Origin of the sequence: Streptosporangium sp. NPDC049046, assembly GCF_040649155.1 — a bacterium.
Lineage (GTDB): Bacteria > Actinomycetota > Actinomycetes > Streptosporangiales > Streptosporangiaceae > Streptosporangium.
This window is the reverse complement of record NZ_JBEZEZ010000031.1, coordinates 16,478-30,185: the sequence shown is the minus strand read 5'-3', so window position 1 is coordinate 30,185 and position 13,708 is coordinate 16,478. Positions and strand designations below refer to the sequence as shown.

Sequence of the window (13,708 nt, the reverse complement as noted above, 5' to 3'; positions counted from 1 at the left end):
ATGACGATATGTCCCTTCGTGTTCTTCTGAACACGTTGAGTATCGCAAGTGGTGTGGGCCGGCGCGAGCCTTTACCGGAATGTGGGGCGTCAGATCCAGCCGGGGCGGACGAGGCCGGATTCGTAGGCGATGACGACCAGTTGGGCGCGGTCGCGGGCGTGGAGTTTCATCATGGTCCGGCTGATGTGGGTCTTGGCGGTGGCGGGGCTCATGAAGAGTTTGCCCGCGATCTCGTCGTTGGTCATGCCGGTGCCGACCAGGGCGAGGACCTCGCGCTCGCGGTCGGTGAGCAGGCCGAGGTCGCGGGCGTGGCGCGGCTCCTTGGCCCGGCTCGCGTACTCGGCGATCAGGCGACGGGTCACGCCGGGGGAGAGCAGGGCGTCGCCCGCGGCCACCACCCGGACGGCCTGGATGAGCTCGGCCGGTTCGGTGTCCTTGACGAGGAAGCCGCTGGCGCCGCCTCGGAGGGCCTCGAAGACGTACTCGTCCAGTTCGAAGGTCGTGAGGATGATGATCTTCGGTCCCGCGGGCATCTCCCGGGTGGCGGTCAGTCCGTCCATGCCGGGCATGCGGATGTCCATCAGGACCACGTCCGGCTCGTGCTCGGCGGCGAGCCGCAGGGCCTGGGCCCCGTCGGCGGCCTCGGCCACCACGGTCATCCCCGGCTGCGCGTCCAGCAGGGCACGGAACCCCGCCCTGACGAGGGCCTGGTCGTCGGCGAGAACGATCTTGATCATCGGGTTTCCTCCGGGATCGGCAGCAGGGCCTCGACGCGGAAGCCCCGGCCGTGGTGCGTGGCGGTGAGCGTTCCCCCGAGCGCCGATGCCCGCTCCCGCATGCCGGGAACGCCGTTCCCGCTGCCCAGGCTCTCCCCGGGGGCGTCGCCGCCCGAGTCGGTGACCTGGACGGTGAGGGCGCGGGGAGCGTAGTCGAGCACGATCGTGACCGAGGCGCCGGGAGCGTGCCGGGTGACGTTGGTGAGGGCCTCCTGCACGATGCGGTACCCGGCCCGGTCGACGCCGGGAGGCAGCGGCCCGGCCTCGCCGACGATCTTCTTGGTGACCGGCAGCCCACTGCGCTCGATGAGCTCGTCGAGCCGGTCCAGCCCGGCGGTGGGGGAACGGGGGGCGCCGTCGCGCAGGACGTTGAGCACCGACCGCATCTCGGTCAGCACGTCCTTGGACGCCTGCTTGATCGTGGTGAGCGCGGTCCGCGCCTGCTCGGGGTGGTCGTCGATGAGGTGCAGCGCGGTGGACGCCTGCACGTGGATGAGGGAGATGTTGTGCGCGAGGACGTCGTGCAGCTCCTGGGCCATGGTGAGCCGCTCCTCGCTGGCCCGCCGCCGTAGCTCCTCCTGCTCCACCCGCGCGTGCTCGGCCTGCCGCTCCCTCCTGGCCCGGGAGAACTCGGCGGCCACCACCGCGAGGCCCATCAGCGCGGCCACCGCGAGGTCGTGGAACCAGCCGGTCGTACGAACGGGGGCGAACCAGGACGTGTAAACCACGAAGAACACGTAGGCCAGGCCCCATATCGACCAGGCCACCCGCCGGTGCCCGGTGACCACGGCGGTGTGGAACGCGATGATCGGACTGAGGAAGACCGGCCCGTAGGAGTAGCCGAGGCCGATGAAGATCACTGTGGAGCCCGCCGCGACGGCCAGGCTGAGCACCGGACGGCGCCGGCGTACGATCAGGACCAGCGGCCCGGCCAGCAGGAGCACCCAGCCCAGCGGGTCGAGCGGGATCCTGAGTATGCCGGGGTCGTGGACCTGCCACCACTGCACACCGCGGGTGACCACGCCCTGGAAGACCCCCACGAGCAGCGGGAGCGGCAACTCGGCCCAGCGGGGTTTGACGTGCACGTTCAGCACTGTACGTGCGCCCACAGGCAGGGCGCGTCCATCCCGTGAGGCATGGGGCGATACATCCCCTGCGGTAGGGAAGGGGCTGACAAGGCTTACGGGCTGAGTCAAGCTGTCTGCGGGAGGTCATCATGATCAATCGTCGAGTCGCCGCCCCCCTGGCGGGGGTCCTGGTGGGAAGTTCCTTACTGCTCGTCCAACCCGCCGCCGCCTCTCCACAGGCGTCACCGGTACGGCCGGGTGCGGAGAAGAAACCCGTCGCGGAGGGGTACGGGGGCGCGGTCTCGACCGTCGACCTCGACGCCAGCAAGGTCGCGCTGGGCGTGCTGCGCCAGGGCGGCAACGCCGTGGACGCGGCGGTCGCCGCCGCGGCCGCCCTGGGGGTGACCGAGCCCTATTCGGCAGGGCTGGCCGGGGGCGGGTTCATCGTCTACTACGACGCGCGCCACAAGAAGGTCCACACGATCGACGGCAGGGAGACCGCTCCGAAGGCGATGGGGCCGACCTCTCTGGAGGGCATCCCGTTCGAGGAGGCCGTGACCAGCGGGCTGTCCGCGGGGGTGCCCGGCAGCGTGGCCCAGTGGGAGCTGGCGCTGCGCAAATTCGGCACGCTCTCGCTGAAGCAGGCGCTGAAACCCGCGACCGAGCTCGCCTCCAAGGGATTCAAGGTCGACCAGACCTTCTACGACCAGACAGCCGCGAACGCCGCCCGTTTCAAGGACTTCACCTCCACCGCCAAGCTCTACCTGCCGAACGGTGCCCCGCCGCCGGTCGGTTCCACCTTCCGCAACCCCGAGCTGGCCGAGACCTACCGCAAACTCGGTAAGCAGGGCGGCGGGTGGCTGTACGGCGGCTCCCTGGGCGCCGAGGTCGTGGCCACCGTGAAGAAGCCGCCGGTCACCCCGGGCTCCACCCGTAACGTGCGGCCGGGGCTGATGGAGCTGGCCGACCTCAAGGCCTACCGGGCGCTCGAACGGCCGCCCACGAAGGTGACGTACAAGGGCATGGACGTGTACGGCATGGCGCCGCCGTCCTCGGGAGGCTCGACGGTCGGCGAGGCGCTCAACATCCTCCAGGTCCTGCCGAAGGTCGGTGAGCACGAGTATCTGGAGGCCTCCAGGCTCTCCTTCGCCGATCGGGGCAAGTACGTCGGCGACATCCCGGGCGTCCCGCTCCAGGAGCTGCTCTCCGACGGGTTCGCCAAGGAACGCGCCTGCCTGATCGGCGAGCGGGCGCTGACGAGCCCGGTCGCGCCCGGTAACCCCGACGGGACGTACGGGCCGTGCGCGCCCGCTCCCTCGGCGGAGGCCACCCCGTCGGCCCCCGAAGGGCCGGAGACCACGCACCTGGTGGTCACCGACCGGTGGAACAACGTGGTCGCCTACAACATCACCATCGAGTCGACCGGCGGCAACGGCATCGTCGTCCCCGGCAGGGGTTTCCTGCTCAACAACGAGCTGACCGACTTCACCTTCGGCCCGGCCCCCGGCGACCCGAACCTGCCCGCCCCGGGCAAGCGGCCCCGTTCCTCGATGGCGCCGACGATCGTGCTGGACGACGGCAGGCCGCTGCTCGCGCTGGGTTCCCCCGGCGGTTCGACGATCATCACCACCGTGCTGCAGATCCTGGTCAACCGCTGGGACCTCGGCATGTCGCTCCCCGAGGCGCTCGCCGCGCCCCGGGCCACCCAGCGCAACACCCCCCAGACCCAGGCGGAGCAGGCATACATCGACCGCTACGGCGCCGAACTCACCGAACGGGGCCACAGCCTCGTACTGAACCCCGAGATCGGCGCGGCCACCGCGGTCGAGTTCCTGCGGAACGGGAAGCTCCAGGCGGTGGCGGAGCCGACCCGTCGCGGCGGAGGCAGCGCGCTGGTGGTGAACGAGCGCAGATAGGGCTCCCGTACTCGCGGCGGCACGTACGGTGACGGCGCGAACGGACACCGGATCCGGCGGCGTGGTCTCGGCCGCGCCGCCGGGGACGCCGAAGGGCGTCGGCGGGACGTCTAAGGACGTCCGGGGACGTTCGGGAACGCGAAAAGCGCCGAGGGCGATGCCTTCGGCGCTGCGGACTCCCCGGTCGTCAGAGCAGCAGGTACGCGGCCACGGCGACGACGACCAGCACCCCGACCACCACCGCCGCCGTGATCGGCAGGACGAGCGACCGCTTCTCGGGGGCGGCCTCGGGGTCCTTACGCTGGGCGAACGCGCGGAACGCCTGGGTGTTGCCCGCGGGGTCAATCTGCTGAGGATCAGACATGGAGATGACTGTAGCGATACGGGATACCTCCCAACACTGATTTGTCCACTTTCACGAGACGGATTCCGCTGCTTGGCCAGGGACGAGGGCTGAGGGCCGGACCGCCGACCGGGGCGGATAGCGTGGTGTCATGCTCCGGATCCTGTTCTCCGCCCGCGTGGTGGTGCTCCACCTGCTCGCGGTCGGGGCCCTCGTCGTGTGCGGGCTGCTGGGCAGGTGGCAGCTCGGCGTCTTCGAGGATTCCGGCATGCCCCAGTCGCTGCGGGATCCCGCCCCCGTGGCGGTCGCCACCCTCACCGCGCCGGGGAAGCACATGACGGCCGACGCGGTCAGCCGCCAGGTGACCGCCGAGGGGACCTTCGACGTCTCGAAGCAGCTCCTGGTGGCCGAGCGCGACGGGGGTCTGTGGCTGCTGGCCCCGCTGGACCTCGGCGACGGCACCTCCATCCCGGTCGTACGCGGCTGGGTGGCCACGGCGGGAGATCCCGCCGTCACGGCCCCTGCCGAGGGGCGGGTGACCCTCAGCGGGCGCCTGCGGCCCTCGGAGTCCACCGACAGCGTCCAGCGCCGGACCAGGCAGCTGCCGCCGGGGCAGGTGCTGACCGTGTCGTCGGCCGAACTGGTCAACCTCTGGCGGGGTACGAAGCTGCGCGACGGTTTCGTGATCGCCACCGCCCAGTCACCGGCTCCCGCGGTCGCGGCCAGGCCGGTGAGCGCCCCTCCGCCGACCGAGCCGGGCGGGCTCACCTGGCGCAACCTCGCCTACGCCGCCCAGTGGTGGATCTTCGGGCTTTTCGCGGTCTTCATGTGGTGGCATTTCGTTCGTGACGCGCTGCGCGGCGGCACGCGGAAGATCGACGCCACTCCCACCGCCGCCACCGAGGCCGACACCGCCACTGTCACCGACACCGAATCCGGTGCCGGTCCCGACTCCGCCTCCGACGCCGGGATCGCCCCCGGCCCGGGGGCCGCCCACGAGGGCGGCGCCGGTGGAGAGCCGGAGACGCCCGCCCTACCGGCCCGTACCGCCCCGTGAACCGAACCCCAAGACCGAGGTAACCGACCGTGGAATCCGCTCTCAAGCCCTTTCGCATCCTGGCCTACATCGTCGGCGTGATGCTGCTCATCCTGGTCACCTGCATCGTGCTCAGGTACGGCTTCGGTATCGAGGAGCCCTCGAAGATCGTCTCTCCGATCCACGGCTTCCTTTACATGCTCTATCTCGTGGCCACGATGAACCTGGGCATGAAGGCACGCTGGACGTGGCAGTACATCCTCGGGGTGATGCTCGCGGGCACCGTGCCGCTGCTCTCGTTCGTGTTCGAGCGCAGGGTGACCCGCCGGGTGGAGTCGGAGCTCGCGACCGCCGCCGCCATCGCCTGACCGATCCGGGCCGGGGCCGGAGGCGGGTCACGGTGCGTCCGACCGGGACCAGGTCAGGTCCGGAAGTGGACCACCCGGCCCGCGCCGGGTTCGAAGACGGGCTCGCGAGATGCGTCTGAACGGTCCGGCCTGGAGGCGGGTCTGTGAGGCGCGCCTGAACGGCCCGGCTCGGAAACGGGATCGCGAGGCCGGGCCGTGTGGGGGGCGTCGCCGCGTCAGCGGCCGAGCCCCCGGCGACGCGAACGCTTGAGGCGCTCGCGCTGAGACGGGTCGAGCATCAGGTAGCCGACGACCGGGGCGGCGACGACGCCCAGGAGGATCAGCAGCGTCAGGAAACCTGGCAGGAACAGCCACGACAGGAACACCACTGCTCCGGCGCCGATCGCGTACTTCTGGACGGGCGACATCCTCAACATCCTCCGAACGCGGGGCGGACGCCCCGTCTGTAGTTCATTGTGCGTCGCCCGTCCAACGTGTGAACCCATCGCCGTGGTTCCAGCCGAGATATATCGCGATTTTCCCGGTGATGGCCGTCCCCTGCCACGGGTGTGACAGGAGGGCATACCGGGCCGTCCGGGCGGCGCCGGGTTGGTAGTTTGGCGGTTTCGCCGGGAACGAGAGTGAACATGTTCCACCGGAAACCGACATGATCACGATCGTCGGTGCCGGGTTCGGCGACGGGCACCACCGCAGGAGGGACGACCGGACGGGCGCGACCACGCTCGCCGGCGGCGAGAACGATCACGCGACCATGTGGAGGACAGGCTGTGGACGGCACTGAGCGGGAGCCGGCGCGAGGCGAGCTCAGTGCGATCGGGCAGGCACTGGCGATCCTGGGAGACCGGTGGGTGCTGCTGATCCTGCAGCGGGCGTTCCTGCTGCGGATCCGGACCTTCGCCGGCTGGCACGACGCGCTGGGCATCTCCGAGTCGGTTCTCGCCGCCAGGCTCAGGGAACTGGTCGACCATGGCATCTTCGAGCTGTCGGCGTACCGCAGCGGTCGCACCCGCTACGAGTATCGGCTGACGGAGCGCGGGCTCCGGTTGTGGACCCTGCTGGTGGCGATCCACGCGTGGGAGCGAGACTGGGTCGAGCCGAAACGACGCCCGCCGCTGCTGCACGAGCAGTGCGGCCAGGACGCCAAGCCGCACCTCGGGTGCGGTTCCTGCCTGCGGCCGATGAGTGCCCGCGACACCCGGACCGAGCCCGGCCCGCTCGCCACGTTCTCCCGGATCGGCACGCCGCGGCGGCACCGCCGCACGGTCCGCGCCGACACCCCGATCGACCTGATCGGCTACTACACGACGTCGATGGAGATCCTCGGCGATCGGTGGGGCACCAGCGTCCTGGCCGGGGCGTTCCTCGGCATCCGCCGGTTCGTCGACTTCCAGTCCGGCCTCGGCGTCGCGCCCTCGGTGCTCACCGACCGGCTGCGCCGCTTCGTCGAACTGCGCGTCTTCGACGCCCGGCCCGACGGCTCGTACCGGCTCACGGACAAAGGACTCGCCTTCTTCGAGGTCTTCGCCTTCCTCGTCGACTGGGCCCAGCGCGAGTTCCCCGCCCCCGAGGGCTCGGCCCTGTCGATCACCCACGCGTTCTGTGGCGCCGCGTTCCAGCCGGTCCTGCTGTGCAGGGCGTGCGACCGACCGCTCCAGCGACGCGAGGTCCGCTTCATCCTCCCCGATGACCCGATGACGACGCTTGAGGGTTCGCCACCCGGGTGACGGCGCTCGGGGGTTCGCTACCCGGAGGGACGGCGCTCGGGGGTTCGCTACCCGGAGGGCGTCTCCCGGACGCGGAGTGAGTCGACCGTCCAGCGGGCCGCCTGGAGGGCTCCGGCGCTGCCCCTGCCATCGGTGTCCGGAACGGTGAACCGGTGATACTGCAGCGCCGTCACGATGTTTCCCACACGGATGACGATCACCGAGTTGACGCTCGAATGACCGTTGCTGATCTGGTAGGCGTAGGCCTCGTCGCCGAGCCCCGGCACATCGGCGAGAGCGCTCACGGTCCGCGTGTCCTTCATGTCCTGTGCGTGGAGGCGAAGGTATTTCGCGTGCGCGAGCGTCGCCTTCGATTCGCGGACGACGGTGATCTTCAGAGTGTTCCTGAGACTGCCGGGCGCGGTCGTGTCAGCCGCCTGCCACTCGCACGTCGCCTTCTCTCTCGACGGGGAGGGCGCGAGGTAGAGGCGGCCCGCCTGTTCCTCCGAGATCAGGGAGCACGGGTCAGGGGCCTTCGCGAAGAAGGTGGGCAGTGGTGCCGGAGCCGCGTTCGTCGGCTGGGACGCGGGACGGGACCAGAGCCAGAACGCCGTACCGCCGCCGGCCAGGAGGACCAGCGCGGCGGCCACGACGATCAGGAGGGGGCGGCGTGATCCGGCGGGCCGGGGAGTGAGTCCCCGCAGGATCGTGCGGGCGGTGTCGGCGTCCGGGCGGTGGGCCGGGTCGGCCGTGAGCAGACTCTCCACCAGCGGGGCGAGCGGGCCGGAGGTCGCCGCGCCGGTGCCCCCCGAGGCGGGGCCGGATTCGACGAGGTCCCCCAGGGGAGAGGCCGGGGCGGTGCCGTCCGCCGGGCGCGGGCCGGTGTCCGGCACCTGTCCCTCGACGGCGGTGAACAGGAGGGCGCCCAGGTCGCGCAGCTCGTCGGTGGTGTCGAAGATGGCGAAGCCGGTGACCACGACCCTGCCGTCAGGGGTGAGAAGCACGCTCTCCGGGCCTGCCAGAAGGTGAACACCGCGCTCGTGGGCGGCGGTCTGCGCGTCCAGTACGCGCAGACCGACCTCGGCCGTCCGCTCGGAGGTGAGCGGCCCCTCGGCCCGGACGGTCTGCAGCACCGAGCGGCCCTCGACCGACTCCAGGATCAGCCAGACCTGGTCGGGGAAGGAGACGACGTCGTGCAGGGTGATGACGTTCGGGTGCCTGAGGTCCGCCGCGGCGCGGATCCTGGCGAGAAGGCCGTCGCGCTGCGGGCCGGGTGGCGGGAGCGCCATCCCGGTGACCGTGACGTCGCGCTGGAGCAGTTCGTCGCGGGAACGCCAGGTGGTTCCTGTGCGGTCGCGGCGCTCCAGCAACCGATAGCGACCGGCCAGCAGGTTCGGGTCGCTCATACCGGTTCCTTGGGTGCGCTGGTGTCGAACCGTGCGGGTCGCCCGAGGGCCGCCGGGGGAAACGCGGGACGAGGGCGCTCAGTCAAGGTTGTTCAGCTTCTCGGCGACCTGGCGGGCGGCGCGAAGGGCCTGCCGGCGCATTTCGGCGTTCGGGCGCTCGCCTTTCTGCGACACGTCTACCTCGATCAGCAGGTTGCTGATCCGGAAACGAACCGTGGAGTGGACCCGGTCCAGCGCGGTCACGTCGAAGGCGAAGGCCTCCGCGCCCACTCGATCGGCCTTCCTGACGGCACCGGTCGCGCCGAGAGGGCCTTCTCCTCTGTCGGCGATGGTCCTGGTGCGTTCGGAGACGAAGAACTCGTGGGCCACCTCCGGGGCGGCCTTCGCGTTCACGGGGGCCTTGCGGGTGAGTGAGACCCGCAACCAGTGCGCTTCCGACGGCCCGCCCCAGCCGCAGGAGGACCCCTCTTCCGCCCGCGTGGTCGTCGCGGGCTCGGGGGTCGCGCTGGGCGCCACGGCCCGGCTTTGGGAGTCCGCCAGCAGCGAGCAGGCGTCGGGCGCGGTGACGAACCGTCCGGCGCCGGTCGTGGGCGACGGGGTCGCGGGCGCCTCTGAGCCGTTCGACGTCATCAGGAGCACCGCCCCGGTCGCGGCGAGCGCCACCGTGGCGAGCGCGGCCCCGGTGATCAGGGCGGTACGGCGGGGCTTGGCCGCCCGCCTTCCCGGCACGGTCTCCTGCGTGGAGAGGGGCGAGACAGGCGGGCTGGGGGAGACCGGGGAGGGTGGCTGCGGGGGCAGTCCCTGGGAGATCTGCCGCAGGGCCGTGCGCAGTCCCGCCTCCCCCGGGCGCAGCCGGGGATCCTTGGACAGGGCCGCCATGAGCACCGGAGTCAGATCCCCCGCCCTGCGGGGCGGTGGCACCTCCTGGGTGAGGATCGCGCCGATGGTCGCGGCCGGGCTGTCGCGACGGAAGGGACTCCGGCCCTCGACGGCCGTGTACAGGGTCGCCGCGAGGGACCACAGGTCGGTGGCCGGGCCGTCGTCGGTGCCGCGCAGCCGCTCGGGGGCCATGTAGCCGGGGGAGCCGATCAACGCGTCCGGGGAGGTGAGCTGGACGTCCCCCTCCAGGACGGCGATGCCGAAGTCGGTCAGCAGCACCCCGCCGTCCACGGCGAGCATGATGTTCGCCGGTTTCACGTCGCGGTGCACGATGCCCCGGCTGTGCGCGAGGGCGAGCGCGTCCAGCACGGCCAGGCCGATCACGGCCGCTCGCCGGGGCGGTAGCGGCCCCTCGGCCTGGATCGCCTGTTCCAGCGAACGGCCCTTGACCAGGTCCATCACGATCCACGGGCGGCCGTCCTGCGCGACGACGTCGTGTACGGCCACGATGGACGGGTGTCCCAGCCGGGCGGCGGCACGCGCCTCGCGCAGGGTGCGTTCCCGCGCCTCGACGCGCTGCGCCTCGGGCAGGTGCGGGCCGAGCTTGACCTCCTTGATCGCGACCTCGCGGTGGAGCAGCTCGTCGCGGGCCCGCCACACGACGCCCATCCCGCCCGCGCCGAGCTTCTCCACGGCCCGGTAGCGACCCGCCAGTATCGGCAGCGGGCCCGCCATCCGATCAGTCATCGGTTTTCAGGGAGTCGTTGAGCCAGCGGGCCACCCGCAGCGCGCCTTCGGCGATCTTGCCGTCGGGGTCCTCCTTGACGCCGCCCCGCTCGTACTCGACCTCGGCGATCAGGTTGCTGACCCGGAAGACCACGGTCGCCTTGTAGGAGCCGTTGTACAGGTTGATGGCGTTGTACGTGCCGGAGGTGAACGCCTCCTCGCCGACGCCCCGCAGGTCCTTGGGCGGGAGGGGTTTGGGGGTGACGAACTGGCCCTTGTCGACGAGATCCTTCTTCTTGCCCGCCAGATACTCCCTCGCCCTCATGACCTCGGAACCGTCCTGCTTCTGGGCGATCAACCGGACGCGCAGGTCGTACTTCTCGACGTTGGGCTTGCGCCAGTCGTGCTGGTTGAGCCAGTGGCAGACGGAGTGCTCGACCTCCGAGCTCCTATATCCCGGCACGACCTGGCTCACCTGGTCGTCGTCGAGCAGGCCGCAGGCCCGGGGAGCCGTGGCGAAGCGGCCCTTGGCGCCCGAGGGTTTGGCGGCGGCGGTGTCGTCGGCGTTCGTGACGATCGAGGTGAGGAGGACGCCGATGGTGACCGCCATGCCGAAGAGCAGCGCGCCGGTGAGCGCGACGACGGGCCGGGGGACGAGCACTCCCGTCCGCTCGGGAGGCTCCGTGGACGCGCCCGGTGGTGTGGGAACGGGAAGGGGGGCCGGCTCACGCGAGGTGGGGGCGTCCTGCGGGTTCTGGTGGGGCGGTGTGGGAGCGGTAGGGAAGGGAGCGCCGGGGTGAGGCTGTCCCAGCTGGGGTGTGCCCTGGTGGGGCTGTCCCTGCGGAGGGAGGCCGGGGGTGGTCCGCTGCTGCGGCGAGGGCTGGTTCTGCGAAGGCTGGTTCTGCCAGGCGATCGGCGTGCCCGGAGAGGAGGAGAGCGCGACCTGCGGGGGGACGGGGACGTCCTGCTGGGGGAGCTTCGCCGTGATGTCGGACATCTGCTCGGTGAGGGTCTTCCTGAAAGGCGCGGTCTCCTCTCCCGGCCTGGGCGGGGCGGTCTCGTCCTCCTTTCCCGCGATCCCGGGACCTCCGAGGGGCGCGGTCGCCTCGTACCTCTGCGGTCCTGTCGTGGTGGCCGTTCCCGGGGCCCCGGGCGCTCCAAGGCCCGGAGGGGATGTCTGCCCGAAGGTCGCCGTCGCCGCGACGGCGGAGGAGGGGAAGGGGATGGAAGGGGAGGAAACGGAAGAGGAAGGGGGGCCGGAGGCACCCGGATCCGAGGTTCTCCCGACGAAGCCTCCCGAGGCCGAAGGGAGCGCGCCGGTGGGAGGCGGCGCGGCCGGAGGCCCTGGACGGTACTGGGAGACCTCGATCAGGGCGCCGCGCAGGGTGATCGGGTCGGGCCGCTGGGAGGGATCGGCCGCGAGCAGGTGGAACAGGACGGGCGCGATCGGGCCCGCGTTGTCCAGGGAACCGCCGGGCGACGGCGGACGGCCCTCGACGGCGGTGTAGAGGGTCGCACCGAGTGACCACAGGTCGGCGGCGGGACTGGTCACCCCCTCGGGGGAGGTGAAGAGCGGGGACGGCAGGGACGGCGCGGAGAGGACGATCTGCTCGTACGGGCCGAGCAGTACCGAACCCGGCCGTACGTCGCCGTGGAGCATGCCCTGCCGGTGCGACACCACGAGCTGGTCCAGCACGGCCACCCCGACCACCGCGGCCTGCTGCGGGGACATCGGCCCGAACCGGGCGATCACCTGTTCCAGTGAGCTCTGTTCAAGCATCGGCGCGCCCTCGGCTCCGGCGATCCCGGGGCCCGGCGCGGTGGGAGCGGCGTGCGCGCCCGCGTGCCTGCCCTGCGTTCGAGGGACCTCTGGATGGTTCATCCGCTCGCTTTCTGCTTGTTCAAGGCGTTCGCGACCCATGTCGCGGTGGTGTGAGCGCCCGCCTGGATCGCCGGGCCGTCCTTGCTGCCGTCGACCACGGTGTAACCGACGTCGAGGACGAGATTGTCCACGCGTACGACCACGTAGCTCTGCTCCAGCCTGCCTGTCTTGCGATTCTCGTAGACGTCGTAGCCGAACGCCTCGTCCCCGACGGGTTCCACCGCCATCGGCGCCGTGCTGCGCGAGGAGCGGATACCGGCCTGGATCTCCGGCCAGCTCCAGGCGTTCTCTCCGCTCGGTATGACCTCATGGCGCCGGTTCACGAACAGCTCGTGGGCCTGCCGCGGGCTCTTGCCCCACTGGTCGGCGCCGGAGAGACGCACCTCCAGCCCCATGCCGCTGGTGGCCCACTGGCAGCCACCGTCGTTGGTCGGTTTGCCCTCGCCCGTCAGCGCGGGTAGCAACTGCCTGGCCATGGAGCCGGGGACGAGCGCGCACACGTCCACCGGCGTGGCGAAGGCGCCGGGACTCTCGCTGAGCCTGACCCGCTTCTCGGCGGCCGTGGGGTTCGAGGTGAGCAGGAACGTGACCCCGAAGGTGACCGCGACGACCACCGCGATCCCGGCCGTCTCGACGGCGGCCCACCGCGCCGTACGGCTCAGGCGCGACGTGGGCGGCAGTACGGAGACGGGAGCGGGAGACGGCGGGGGGACGGGCGGCGCGGCCGGTGTCCCGGTCGCCGTACGCCCTGCGGCCAGCTCTCCCAGCGAGCGGGCGACGGCCTCGAAGGACGGCCGGGTCTCGGGAACCGGGTCGAGCATGCGCGTCAGCAGCGCGCCCAGCTCGCCCGCGCGCTCCGGCGGCCTCGGCGGCTCGGTGAGCACCCGGCCGATCGCCGCGATGGGGCTCTCCGCGGGGTGCGGCGGCACCCCCTCGACGGCGAAGTAGAGCGTGGCGCCGAGGGACCACAGGTCGGAGGCGGGGCCGCCGCGCTCACCGCGCAGCCGTTCCGGCGCGATGTAGTTGGGCGAGCCGACCAGGTGGCCGGTCCGGCCCGAGGTGGCCTCGCCGTCGGCGACCGCGAACCCGAAGTCGGTGAGGACGGCCTTGCCGGTCCTGGTGAGGAAGACGTTGCCGGGTTTGACGTCGTGGTGGACCACCCCGGCGGCGTGCGCGGCACCGAGCGCGCTGAGGATGCCCACGCCGATCCTCGCCACCTGGTGCGCGGGCAGCGGGCTCCGGTCGCGGACGGTCTGCTCCAGGGAGGTGCCCGACAGCAACTCCATGACGAGCCAGGGCTGATCCCGATCGATGATCACGTCGTGGACGGTCACGATCGAGGGGTGCTTGAGCCGGGCGGCGAGGTTCGCCTCGCGGAGCGCCGAGGCGAAGATCTCCTGTCGCCTGGCGGGATCGAGGTCAGGCGGGAGCCGTACCTCCTTCACCGCCACGTCGCGGCCGAGCGTCTCGTCGGTGGCGAGCCAGACCGTGCCCGCCCCGCCCTCGGCGAGAGGGTTCAGCAGCCGGTAACGGCCCGCCAGCACTCGAGTGTCGATCCCGTTCACCCCGTTCGCTCAACCCATCGCGGACAGCAACATAGTCACTT

At 71.4% G+C, this 13,708-nt stretch carries 13 protein-coding genes; 5 read left to right on the top strand and 8 right to left on the bottom strand.

Annotated features, from left to right (window positions below; all coding sequences use genetic code 11):
* Nucleotides 1-89 precede the first annotated feature (89 nt).
* Together AB0B96_RS33130 and AB0B96_RS33125 are read right to left on the bottom strand one after the other, a co-directional pair.
* Nucleotides 90-737, bottom strand: coding sequence for a response regulator transcription factor (locus tag AB0B96_RS33130; RefSeq protein WP_362905139.1), 648 nt, complete (start codon nt 735-737; stop codon nt 90-92).
* On the bottom strand, nt 734-1,861 hold the full coding sequence (locus AB0B96_RS33125; RefSeq protein WP_362905137.1) for a sensor histidine kinase: 1,128 nt from the start codon (nt 1,859-1,861) through the stop codon (nt 734-736). The genes AB0B96_RS33130 and AB0B96_RS33125 overlap by 4 nt, the downstream gene beginning before the upstream one ends.
* Before the next feature lie 131 nt (nt 1,862-1,992).
* Here AB0B96_RS33125 and AB0B96_RS33120 point away from each other — a divergent pair, with 131 nt between their 5' ends.
* A complete protein-coding gene (locus AB0B96_RS33120; RefSeq protein WP_362905135.1) occupies nt 1,993-3,759 on the top strand; it encodes a gamma-glutamyltransferase family protein in 1,767 nt (588 codons plus the stop codon).
* A gap of 187 nt (nt 3,760-3,946) precedes the next feature.
* Here AB0B96_RS33120 and AB0B96_RS33115 read toward each other — a convergent pair whose 3' ends face one another.
* Nucleotides 3,947-4,123 carry a hypothetical protein gene (locus AB0B96_RS33115; protein ID WP_350946585.1) on the bottom strand — a complete coding sequence of 59 codons (177 nt, stop codon included), beginning with the start codon at nt 4,121-4,123 and terminating at the stop codon, nt 3,947-3,949.
* Nucleotides 4,124-4,253: 130 nt separating this feature from the next.
* Here AB0B96_RS33115 and AB0B96_RS33110 point away from each other — a divergent pair, with 130 nt between their 5' ends.
* Together AB0B96_RS33110 and AB0B96_RS33105 are read left to right on the top strand one after the other, a co-directional pair.
* The gene (locus tag AB0B96_RS33110) at nt 4,254-5,159 is read left to right on the top strand and encodes an SURF1 family protein (protein ID WP_362905133.1); all 906 of its coding nucleotides are present in this window, start codon (nt 4,254-4,256) and stop codon (nt 5,157-5,159) included.
* 29 nt (nt 5,160-5,188) lie between these two features.
* A complete protein-coding gene (locus AB0B96_RS33105; protein WP_362905131.1) occupies nt 5,189-5,506 on the top strand; it encodes a DUF3817 domain-containing protein in 318 nt (105 codons plus the stop codon).
* 215 nt (nt 5,507-5,721) lie between these two features.
* Here AB0B96_RS33105 and AB0B96_RS33100 read toward each other — a convergent pair whose 3' ends face one another.
* Nucleotides 5,722-5,913, bottom strand: coding sequence for a hypothetical protein (locus AB0B96_RS33100; protein ID WP_350946588.1), 192 nt, complete (start codon nt 5,911-5,913; stop codon nt 5,722-5,724).
* Nucleotides 5,914-6,152: 239 nt separating this feature from the next.
* Here AB0B96_RS33100 and AB0B96_RS33095 point away from each other — a divergent pair, with 239 nt between their 5' ends.
* Together AB0B96_RS33095 and AB0B96_RS33090 are read left to right on the top strand one after the other, a co-directional pair.
* Complete coding sequence (locus AB0B96_RS33095) at nt 6,153-6,287, top strand: hypothetical protein (RefSeq protein ID WP_362905129.1); 135 nt, start codon at nt 6,153-6,155, stop codon at nt 6,285-6,287.
* Nucleotides 6,274-7,230, top strand: coding sequence for a winged helix-turn-helix transcriptional regulator (locus AB0B96_RS33090; RefSeq protein WP_362905127.1), 957 nt, complete (start codon nt 6,274-6,276; stop codon nt 7,228-7,230). Before AB0B96_RS33095 ends, AB0B96_RS33090 begins: the two co-directional genes overlap by 14 nt.
* 47 nt (nt 7,231-7,277) lie before the next feature.
* Here AB0B96_RS33090 and AB0B96_RS33085 read toward each other — a convergent pair whose 3' ends face one another.
* The 4 genes from AB0B96_RS33085 to AB0B96_RS33070 form a co-directional block, all read right to left on the bottom strand.
* Complete coding sequence (locus AB0B96_RS33085) at nt 7,278-8,615, bottom strand: hypothetical protein (RefSeq protein ID WP_362905125.1); 1,338 nt, start codon at nt 8,613-8,615, stop codon at nt 7,278-7,280.
* 78 nt (nt 8,616-8,693) lie between these two features.
* A complete protein-coding gene (locus tag AB0B96_RS33080) occupies nt 8,694-10,241 on the bottom strand; it encodes a serine/threonine-protein kinase (protein WP_362905123.1) in 1,548 nt (515 codons plus the stop codon).
* Complete coding sequence (locus AB0B96_RS33075) at nt 10,234-12,102, bottom strand: hypothetical protein (RefSeq protein ID WP_362905121.1); 1,869 nt, start codon at nt 12,100-12,102, stop codon at nt 10,234-10,236. The genes AB0B96_RS33080 and AB0B96_RS33075 overlap by 8 nt, the downstream gene beginning before the upstream one ends.
* The gene (locus AB0B96_RS33070; protein WP_362905119.1) at nt 12,099-13,667 is read right to left on the bottom strand and encodes a serine/threonine-protein kinase; all 1,569 of its coding nucleotides are present in this window, start codon (nt 13,665-13,667) and stop codon (nt 12,099-12,101) included. The genes AB0B96_RS33075 and AB0B96_RS33070 overlap by 4 nt, the downstream gene beginning before the upstream one ends.
* Between the last annotated feature and the right edge of the window lie 41 nt (nt 13,668-13,708).